At 45.3% G+C, this 9978-nt stretch carries 7 protein-coding genes, 2 tRNA genes, 2 rRNA genes and 1 pseudogene; 7 read left to right on the plus strand and 5 right to left on the minus strand.

Features of this window, described 5'->3' with window-relative positions:
* Nucleotides 1-87: 87 nt before the first annotated feature.
* The 5 genes from BMY62_RS07645 (at nt 88) to BMY62_RS07665 (ending at nt 4660) form a co-directional block, all read left to right on the plus strand.
* Nucleotides 88-164, plus strand: a tRNA-Ile gene (locus BMY62_RS07645).
* A 6-nt stretch (nt 165-170) separates the two neighbouring features.
* A tRNA-Ala gene (locus BMY62_RS07650) sits at nt 171-246 on the plus strand.
* Between the two features lie 297 nt (nt 247-543).
* A 23S ribosomal RNA gene (locus tag BMY62_RS07655) occupies nt 544-3474 on the plus strand.
* 107 nt (nt 3475-3581) lie between these two features.
* Nucleotides 3582-3694 (plus strand): 5S ribosomal RNA (rrf, locus tag BMY62_RS07660).
* Nucleotides 3695-3931: 237 nt separating this feature from the next.
* Nucleotides 3932-4660, plus strand: a complete 729-nt coding sequence (locus BMY62_RS07665) for a ZIP family metal transporter (protein ID WP_090658309.1) — start codon at nt 3932-3934, stop codon at nt 4658-4660.
* A 229-nt stretch (nt 4661-4889) separates the two neighbouring features.
* On the opposite strand, the gene BMY62_RS07670 is transcribed toward BMY62_RS07665, so the two are convergent.
* Both BMY62_RS07670 and BMY62_RS16110 read right to left on the minus strand, forming a co-directional pair.
* Entirely contained in the window at nt 4890-5099 is a 210-nt protein-coding gene (locus BMY62_RS07670; protein WP_090633519.1) for a hypothetical protein, read from the minus strand.
* Between the two features lie 18 nt (nt 5100-5117).
* Nucleotides 5118-5258, minus strand: a complete 141-nt coding sequence (locus BMY62_RS16110; protein WP_177167754.1) for a hypothetical protein — start codon at nt 5256-5258, stop codon at nt 5118-5120.
* Between the two features lie 342 nt (nt 5259-5600).
* Between BMY62_RS16110 and BMY62_RS07675 the strand changes: the two genes are divergently transcribed.
* Both BMY62_RS07675 and BMY62_RS07680 read left to right on the plus strand, forming a co-directional pair.
* The gene (locus tag BMY62_RS07675; protein WP_090658311.1) at nt 5601-6905 is read left to right on the plus strand and encodes an ATP-grasp domain-containing protein; all 1305 of its coding nucleotides are present in this window, start codon (nt 5601-5603) and stop codon (nt 6903-6905) included.
* Nucleotides 6902-8923, plus strand: coding sequence for a CocE/NonD family hydrolase (locus BMY62_RS07680; protein ID WP_090658313.1), 2022 nt, complete (start codon nt 6902-6904; stop codon nt 8921-8923). Before BMY62_RS07675 ends, BMY62_RS07680 begins: the two co-directional genes overlap by 4 nt.
* Nucleotides 8924-9154: 231 nt before the next feature.
* Here the strand turns inward: BMY62_RS07680 and BMY62_RS16690 are convergent, their stop codons facing one another.
* From BMY62_RS16690 to BMY62_RS07695, 3 genes and pseudogenes are all read right to left on the minus strand, one after another.
* Nucleotides 9155-9424 carry an IS66 family transposase gene (locus BMY62_RS16690; RefSeq protein ID WP_090658315.1) on the minus strand — a complete coding sequence of 90 codons (270 nt, stop codon included), beginning with the start codon at nt 9422-9424 and terminating at the stop codon, nt 9155-9157.
* Nucleotides 9390-9614 (minus strand): hypothetical protein, encoded by a 225-nt coding sequence (locus tag BMY62_RS07690; RefSeq protein WP_090658317.1) that lies wholly within the window; start codon nt 9612-9614, stop codon nt 9390-9392. Before BMY62_RS07690 ends, BMY62_RS16690 begins: the two co-directional genes overlap by 35 nt.
* 67 nt (nt 9615-9681) lie before the next feature.
* Nucleotides 9682-9882 (minus strand): annotated as a pseudogene (locus BMY62_RS07695) (transposase domain-containing protein); the annotation flags it as partial.
* Between the last annotated feature and the right edge of the window lie 96 nt (nt 9883-9978).

The raw sequence follows: 9978 nt of genomic DNA on the forward strand, positions 1-9978 counted from the left end.
ATCGATTGTTAATGCTAGACAGAGCTAAGAACCAGTAATCAGAATCTAGCAAGGTCTCTCGATTAATGATGGCGCTTAGACTCAGAAGGGTCTGTAGCTCAGTTGGTTAGAGCACACGCTTGATAAGCGTGGGGTCGGTGGTTCAAGTCCACCCAGACCCACCAACAAATGGGGGTGTAGCTCAGCTGGGAGAGCACCTGCTTTGCAAGCAGGGGGTCATCGGTTCGATCCCGTTCACCTCCACCAGTTAATTTAATACTTATGATTTATGGTGTTAAAATTAATGGTTTGTATATCTGATAGGTAACAAAAGCATCTGTCTTGTATTATTGTTCTTTAAAAATTTGAAAAGTAATATTATTCATTTTAATTTAAATGTTTTGAATTTTTTATTAATTAAAAAATTAAAGGCATATCATTAAATGAATAAGGGTTAGATTGTATCAATATTGCAAATTAGAATTCCAATATTGCATTTAGCTATAGCTAAAAAACCGGATATGAGAATTATTTTATATTCTTTTGAAAGTTTTAAAGTTATAGGATCAAGTGAATAAGTGCATGTGGTGGATGCCTTGGCGATTACAGGCGAAGAAGGACGTGGAAGCCTGCGAAAAGCTTCGGGAAGCTGGCAAACAAGCTATGATCCGGAGATGTCCGAATGGGGAAACCCGATCCTTGCTTAATCGATTTTTAAAAAGAATTGATTAAGCAAGGATCAGCCTTAACTGAATATATAGGTTAAGAGCAGCTAACCTGGTGAACTGAAACATCTAAGTAACCAGAGGAAAAGAAATCAATTGAGATTCCCAAAGTAGTGGCGAGCGAAATGGGAAAAGCCATCAATATTTAGCATTTAAACTAATCGAATTTTCTGGAAAGTTAAACCATAGTAGGTGATAGTCCTGTAGATGAAAGTTTGAATGTGGAACTAGGATTGAGAAAAGTAGGGCGGGACACGTGAAATCCTGTCTGAAGATGGGGGGACCATCCTCCAAGGCTAAATACTCGTAATCGACCGATAGTGGACAAGTACCGTGAGGGAAAGGTGAAAAGAACCCCGGAAGGGGAGTGAAATAGATCCTGAAACCGCATGCATACAAACAGTGGGAGCCTGATATACTTTGTATATTGGGTAACTGCGTACCTTTTGTATAATGGGTCAGCGACTTACATTCAGTAGCAAGCTTAACCGAATAGGGGAGGCGCAGCGAAAGCGAGTCTTAATAGGGCGTTTAGTTGCTGGGTGTAGACCCGAAACCAGATGATCTACCCATGGCCAGGATGAAGCGAGGGTAACACCTCGTGGAGGTCCGAACCCACTAATGTTGAAAAATTAGGGGATGAGCTGTGGGTAGGGGTGAAAGGCTAAACAAATCTGGAAATAGCTGGTTCTCTCCGAAAACTATTTAGGTAGTGCCTCACGTATCACCTTTGGGGGTAGAGCACTGTTATGGCTAGGGGGTCATTGAGACTTACCAAACCATTGCAAACTCCGAATACCAGAGAGTGTAAGCGTGGGAGACAGACATCGGGTGCTAACGTCCGGTGTCGAAAGGGAAACAACCCAGACCCTCAGCTAAGGTCCCAAAGACACAGTTAAGTGGGAAACGAAGTGGGAAGGCACAGACAGTCAGGAGGTTGGCTTAGAAGCAGCCACCCTTTAAAGAAAGCGTAATAGCTCACTGATCGAGTCGTCCTGCGCGGAAGATGTAACGGGGCTCAAACTGTGCACCGAAGCTAGGGATTTACATTTATGTAAATGGTAGGAGAGCGTTCCGTAGGCCTGTGAAGGTGGCTTGAAAAGGCTGCTGGAGGTATCGGAAGTGCGAATGCTGACATGAGTAGCGATAAAGGGAGTGAAAGGCTCCCTCGCCGAAAACCCAAGGTTTCCTGTGCAACGTTCATCGGCGCAGGGTGAGTCGGCCCCTAAGGTGAGGCAGAAATGCGTAGCTGATGGGAAACTGGTTAAAATTCCAGTACCTTTATTCAATGCGATGTGGGGACGGAGAAGGTTAACTCAGCCGGGTGTTGGATGTCCCGGTTCAAGCGTGTAGACATGCTGCTTAGGCAAATCCGGGCGGCTAAGTTGAGACGTGATAACGCAACACTCTTCGGAGTGCCAAGTGAGCGATACCATGCTTCCAGGAAAAGCCACTAAGCTTCAGTTGAATAAAGACCGTACCGTAAACCGACACAGGTGGGTAGGATGAGAATTCTAAGGCGCTTGAGAGAACTCAGGAGAAGGAACTCGGCAAAATGACACCGTAACTTCGGGAGAAGGTGTGCCCCTTGTACGTGTAGCACTTCGCGTGTGAAGCGGAATGGGGTTGCAATAACTAGGTGGCTGCGACTGTTTATTAAAAACATAGCACTCTGCAAACACGAAAGTGGACGTATAGAGTGTGACGCCTGCCCGGTGCCGGAAGGTTAAATGATGGGGTGCAAGCTCTTGATTGAAGCCCCGGTAAACGGCGGCCGTAACTATAACGGTCCTAAGGTAGCGAAATTCCTTGTCGGGTAAGTTCCGACCTGCACGAATGGCGTAACGATGGCCACACTGTCTCCTCCTGGGACTCAGCGAAGTTGAAATGTTTGTGAAGATGCAATCTCCCCGCGGCTAGACGGAAAGACCCCGTGCACCTTTACTGTAGCTTTACATTGGACTTTGATAACATTTGTGTAGGATAGGTGGGAGGCTTTGAAGTGGGTTCGCTAGAACTCATGGAGCCATCCTTGAAATACCACCCTGATGTTGTTGGGGTTCTAACCTAGATCCATTATCTGGATTGGGGACCGTGTATGGTAGGCAGTTTGACTGGGGCGGTCTCCTCCCAAAGTGTAACGGAGGAGTACGAAGGTACGCTAGGTACGGTCGGAAATCGTGCTGATAGTGCAATGGCAAAAGCGTGCTTGACTGCGAGACTGACAAGTCGAGCAGATGCGAAAGCAGGTCATAGTGATCCGGTGGTTCTGTATGGAAGGGCCATCGCTCAACGGATAAAAGGTACGCCGGGGATAACAGGCTGATTCCTCCCAAGAGTTCATATCGACGGGGGAGTTTGGCACCTCGATGTCGGCTCATCACATCCTGGGGCTGTAGCCGGTCCCAAGGGTATGGCTGTTCGCCATTTAAAGTGGTACGTGAGCTGGGTTTAAAACGTCGTGAGACAGTTTGGTCCCTATCTGCCGTGGGCGTTGGAAGTTTGAGTGGACCTGCTCCTAGTACGAGAGGACCGGAGTGGACGCACCTCTGGTGTGCCGGTTATGACGCCAGTCGTATCGCCGGGTAGCTAAGTGCGGACGAGATAACCGCTGAAAGCATCTAAGCGGGAAACTCCCCATAAGATAAGACTTCCCGAGGATATAATCCTCCTAAAGGTTCGTTGAAGACTACAACGTTGATAGGTCGGGTGTGGAAGCGTAGCAATACGTTAAGCTAACCGATACTAATTGACCGTGAGGCTTGATCCTATAATTTTAAAACTTTTGTGAATTCAGAATATAATTTGCATAAATATATAATCTAACAATCATTTACTTTTCAAATAAAATAATTAAAAAGCGAAGAACAAGTTTCGCTTGGTGGCTATAGCACTTTGGAACCACATCTTCCCATCCCGAACAGAATTGTGAAACGAAGCTGCGCCGATGATAGTGTGCAAACGCATGTGAAAGTAGGTTACTGCCAAGCATTTATTTATAAAAACCCCTCTTATGAGGGGTTTTTTTTTGAATAAATTTTATGTTTACCCGGACTAATTGGTAATGACTGGTTGCCTTCGAATCAGCCTTATGTGTAAATATGTATTTATACACTCTCAAATTCAGCAAGTATCATGCAAAGTTAAGGCAGCATAAATTTAACCAACAATAATTTGGTTTCGTCAATTATGATATAGAATTGAATTGAAACTGGTGGAGGTGCATCATGCTCAGCTCATTCTGGTCGGCGTTGGGAGCCAGTGTATCTGCTGCCCTGGTTACTCTGGTTGGCATATACACAATACGACACTTCGAAGATTGGGGTAGAAAATATAGTATTTATTTCGTTTGTTTTGCCGCAGGTGTGCTGATTTCAGTATCTTTTCTGCACATTATTCCAAAAGCATTTGAAATGAACACTAACGCGCCCGTTTATTTGCTTGGTGGCTTTGCCTTGTTGCACCTCTTCAATCGTTTTATTACGGCCTTTGTTTGTGAGCGAGGGGTTAATCCCAACTTTGGTATCGGTCTGGTACCAATGATCGGAATCGGTTTTCATTCTTTCATCGATGGCTTTGTCTATTCCATCACTTTTTCCGTCAGCATGTTTACCGGAGTACTGGCGACTGCCGGTATGGTGTTGCATGAATTTCCAGAGGGTATCATTACTTATTTGCTATTGTTGCGTAGCGGTTTCAGTGAGAGGAAATCCTTTTTACTGGCTTTCTTCGCTGCATCAATTACTACGCCACTAGGTATGCTGGTTTCTTATCCTTTCATCAGTCAGACAAACACGTCATTACTGGGTGCTTTATTGGCATTATCTGCTGGAGCGCTTGTTTATGTCGGTGCCACGCATCTGTTACCGCAGGCCGATAAAGAGCCGCGTGAATACACGCTGCATGCACTTGGTGCTGGCATTCTGGTCTCGGTACTGATAGTGCTTTCAAAATAGTTGATTTGGTGAGTTTCAAATCAGGGGACTAAATATATTCCGATTTTTTGGGCAAACAGGCTAGCCCATATGTCATGTATTTCAGAAGCCGCCAAATCTTTATGCATCGTCGAATATTATTGAGTTTTATAGTGTTTTGTCGGAAAAACGACAAGACGCAATAACATAGAGGCTACTCATTTTGCGCGCGGATCTATTGGTTGTGGTTGGCGTCCACCAGAATATCAGCTTACAGCAGATGCGCACCACGCAATCCATGGCTGCAATGATGATAGTTTTCCGATCGACCCTTAACCTGGGTTTCAACAACATCCATGACCGGGTTGTGTCTTAATTTTGCAATGGCCTGATCATCACCGTTTGACAGCGCCTTGTGCCCGCGCAATACGAACGGCAACATGGTCGTTTCAGCCAGGCGCCCATCAATCAAGGACTGCACTATCTGAACGGCCCGATACTATGCCACCATCAGGCATAACAGCAGATTAACTACCCGTGCTTTAAAGCCGCTGCCGTATTGTTTCTTGCCATACAGGTCGGCAGGGAAGTGACTTTTAGTGGTGTGATGACAATGTGGCATTGTATCTATACCGGCCATCGTAAAACCACAATAAATTCATTATTGAAACGATAACATGCATTTTAGTCTATTGTAGGCAGGTTCAAGCAGATCTTCTCAGCAATTATTCTTTTCGCTTGCTTTGTGGCGCGATGAGTGATCAGATGTGTATCTGAGATCGCAGGAAGGCAATAATCTGCATCTGCCTGAAAGTGAAATCTAAATTTTTATCCCCTTAATTCATGTCAAGTGTTTTTGATTTTTTTGAGGGACGAGTAGTTACAAAGAATACTTTTAATTTAAAATTTGGGGTATAAGTGTAATCACTGATGAGCAATACAATTGATTTCGCATATGCCATTAAAAGTTTGATCATAACTGATGAAAAAAAATATTTTTGTATTCGGCCTCAATGACTTTAATCGTGAACAACTAGAGTCGTTACAGGATGCGGATCAGTATCAATTTCACGGATTAATTGCTCTGGAAAAACTGAAAGACGCGGTTTCCTATGATTTTCCTGCTTTACTGGTTGAAGCGCAGGAACAACTCGACAGTTTCAATGGGCCTATTGATGCCATCATTAATTTCTGGGATTTTCCATCCTCGGTGCTGCATCCTTTTTTGTGTGAAAGATATCAACTGCCCGGTCCGAGCCTTAAAGCTGCTATTTTATGTGGTAATAAAGGATTAAGCCGGGAAGCCCAACAAAGTATTATTCCGGACTATATTCCAAAATTTTCAATTTTTGATCCTTTTGAAGACAACCCTTTTCAGAAGATAGCACTGGATTTTCCCTTCTGGATCAAACCATTGTTGTCTTACTCCGGTTATCTTGGTTTTAAGGTCGCAAGCCGAGATGATTTTTCCAGATATTTGCAGACCATACGGAAGAATATTGATCGTTTTGCCGAGCCCTATGCAGATTTGTTGCAACATGCCGATCTGGATCCTTCACTCACGAAATATACCGCGCATCACTGTATCGCCGAAGAAATTATTTCTGCAGGTAGACAGTGTACGGTTGAAGGTTATTCTTATCACAATCAGGTTGAATGTTATGGCATTATTGATTCGGTTCGTTATCCAAACATGGTGTCATTTTCACGTTACCAGTATCCTTCCAGACTACCCGAATCCGTAAAACAGAAAATCAACGCAATTTCAAAAACAATCATCGAATATATTGGCTTTGATCAATCTGCCTTTAATATTGAATATTTTTACGATGAAGCGACTGATCGTTTGCGTTTGCTGGAAATTAATTCACGTATTTCGCAATCGCATGGGCTCTTGTTCAAGAATGTTGATGGCGCATCCAATCATCGTATTGTTCTTGATTTGGGACTCGGTAATAAACCGCGGTTTCCGCATCATCAGGGTCGATATGCTTGTGCCGCTAAAATTTTTGCGCGTCGATTTGAGGATGCATTGGTCACGCGTGTGCCGACATCGAATGAAATCGATCATGCGCAACAACTGGTACCTGGCGCTACAATCGTCGTTCCCGTAAAACAGGAAAGAAGACTGTCAGAGTTATTAGATCAGGATAGTTACAGCTATCAATATGTTATTGCATATCTTGGTGGCGACAATATACATGATCTGGCGCGCAGTTATAAGCGCATTAGAAAAGCGCTACCGTTCAAATTCAAGTCATTAGCTGGAAACGCAAACGTATCGTGAAGATCATTGAATCATTTCCCTGTGCGGTAGAAGTCCATGAACATGTGACGATACCCATGTCAGATGGCATTTTGTTATCAGCCAGAATCTGGCTCCCGGTTAATGCCATACATGAACCAGTACCAGCGATTCTTGAGTATATCCCATACCGGAAGCGTGATCTGACACGTCCGCGTGACGAGCAAAATTACGGTTATTTTGGTGGACATGGTTATGCTGGTGTTCGTGTCGATATGCGTGGAACGGGCGAATCGGAAGGTGTGTTGCAGGATGAATATCTGCCGCTTGAACTGAGTGACGGCGTCGAGATTATTCAATGGATTTCCCGTCAACCCTGGTGCAATGGATCGGTCGGTATGATTGGAATATCGTGGGGCGGTTTCAATAGCTTGCAGATAGCTGCGTTGCGACCGCCAGCACTAAAGGCGGTCATCTCCTTGTGCTCGACCGATGATCGTTATGCCGATGATGTGCATTATATGGGTGGGTGTCTGCTCGGAGATAATTTATCGTGGGCTTCGACCATGTTTGCGCGCAACAGTAAGCCACCTGATCCTGAAATAATGGGTGAGCGATGGCGTGAGTTATGGTTGCAACGGCTTGAGGGCAGCGGGTTGTGGCTGGAAAAATGGCTGAACCATCCGTATCGTGATGAATACTGGGAACATGGCTCCATTTGTGAAAATTTTAACCGAATTCAGTGCCCCGTATTTGCCGTCAGTGGCTGGGCTGATGGTTATTCGAATGCTGTATTTCGCCTGTTGGAGGGGCTGCGAGTGCCGCGCAAGGGTTTAATCGGCCCCTGGAGTCATAAGTATCCACACTATGGTGAGCCTGGGCCAGCCATCAATTTCCTTCATGAATGTTTACGCTGGTGGGATTGCTGGTTAAAAGGGAAAGACAATGGTGTGAAACAGGAGACGATGTTGCGGGTCTGGATGCAGGAAAGTGTGCCGCCGACAACGCGATATTCGCACCGTCCAGGGCGTTGGGTGGCAGAGGAGCGTTGGCCATCGCCGCGCATTGAAGAAACAGTCTTTACGCTGGGGCCGGGGCGTATTTATGCGCCCGGGCGCAAGCCTAAAAATAGCAAACGAAGCATACAGTCACCTTTGAGTGTTGGATTGTTTGCAGGTAAATGGTGTTCTTACAGCGCCACTCCGGATTTGCCGCATGATCAGCGAGAAGAAGACGGCGGCGCGCTGGTATTTGACAGTGCGCCGCTGCAGGATTCTCTGGAGCTGCTGGGAGTTCCGGTTGTAACACTTGAGCTGTCTTGCAGTAAACCGGTGGCTATGGTTGCGGTCCGGATATCGGATGTTGCACCTGATGATAAGGCGACCCGGGTGACGTATGGCATTCTGAATCTTACGCATCGCAACAGTCATTCATTTCCTGAGCCATTGAATTCGGGTGAATGTTATCAGGTTCAGGTGCAGCTTAACGGCGTTGCACAATCGTTTCCAAAACATCACCGTTTGCGGTTGTCTATTTCAACTTCGTATTTTCCTTTGGCCTGGCCGCCGCCGGAGCCTGCAAGACTCACATTATATTTCCACAATTGCACACTGACTGTGCCCGTGCGTCCAGCATCAGAAATTGATAAAGCGCTGCCTTCACTAGGTGATCCCGAAGGTGCGCCCTGCTGTGAAAAGAAACTGCTCGAGCCGTGCCGTGCAAACTGGCTGGTACATCGTGATCTTGCAGCAGATAAATCTATATTGGAAATCATCAAGGATGACGGCCAGTATCATATAGAAGATATTGATCTTGCGGTGCGTTCAAAAACGCTGGAATGGTATAGTTATCAAGGCGATGATTTTGAGTCTGTCCGCGGTGAGACATTGTGGGATATGACTTTTGAGCGAAAGAACTGGCGTGTACGCACGGTGACTCATACGATTTTAACTTCAACATCCACACATTTTAGAATCCAGGCGGAACTAGATGCATACGAAGGGGACAGTCGTATTTTCAGTAAAAGCTGGGATACACGTATTTTACGTCGGCATGTTTGAATAGCAAAATTAGCAGATTATTTATTGTCTCCGCACTCAGGCTTAATTTTCAATTCAGTGTGGACACTTTTCAACGCTGATGACATGTTTGCAGGGAATAATTAACCCAGATTTTCCATTAGCGATTCCCAATAACGAAAAACCAATCAAATAAACAACTTTTGTCGTAACTACTCTCCCCATACTTTATGAGCCTCACCCGCCAATGCGATTTGAATAGCGATAAGCGGGTTATATCCTTATTGGCCATGGATTGCAGGTAGCTTGAAATCCGGCAATAAACATGTGTGCATATTCGGTGGTTCTGAAACAACCTGATACTTTTTGTTTGACCTTTGACATCCTCAAATCGCGCTCTGCCCTGTTATTGGTAAACGATACATGTGGGTCTTTGGCGAACAGCAATACTGCCGTTTCATAATCTCTGAGCCTTTCCCAAAGGTTATGTGCATCAGATTTGGCCAGTTTACCGCGTTTGCCGCTGGGCTTGGGCGGAAATATCCGGTAGTTCTTTTGCGCCGCGCGTTAAAATATTCCGATAGCGTTTTTGCAGATTAGCTAATTCTTTATCGCCTAAACATTTTTCCGTGCTTTTAGAGACTGTCTTGCAAGTTTGCTGTAGCAGGCGTTTCATATTGCGCGCCCAGGCATAACCATTCGTATCAATAATGAAGGTCAATTCGCGTAACAAATGCGAACCACACAAGCCATGGTTGCAATCATGGTACGACAAGTATGTATGCGTCCGGCGCGACCATCTATAATTTTTCTTGTTTTAATGCTTCGATAAATTCCGGCGTTAACGGCAACAACTCATCAATACGACTATTAGGCCAGGTTGGAAGTTTTGAGAGGGTATCTTTGAGCCATGCGGCCGGGTCAAGACCGTTGAGTTGTGCGGTGCCGAGCAGGGTTTGAATGGCGGCAGCACGTTGACCGGCACGCTCAGACCCTACAAAGTGTTCCATCGCACACACAAAAGCAGCATCCTGTTTGGGTGGAATACACCACATCTTCTTCTGCCAGGGCTTAAAGGTGTTTTTTTAAAACCTGTC

Origin of the sequence: Nitrosomonas marina (assembly GCF_900111605.1) — a bacterium.
GTDB classification, from domain to species: domain Bacteria; phylum Pseudomonadota; class Gammaproteobacteria; order Burkholderiales; family Nitrosomonadaceae; genus Nitrosomonas; species Nitrosomonas marina_A.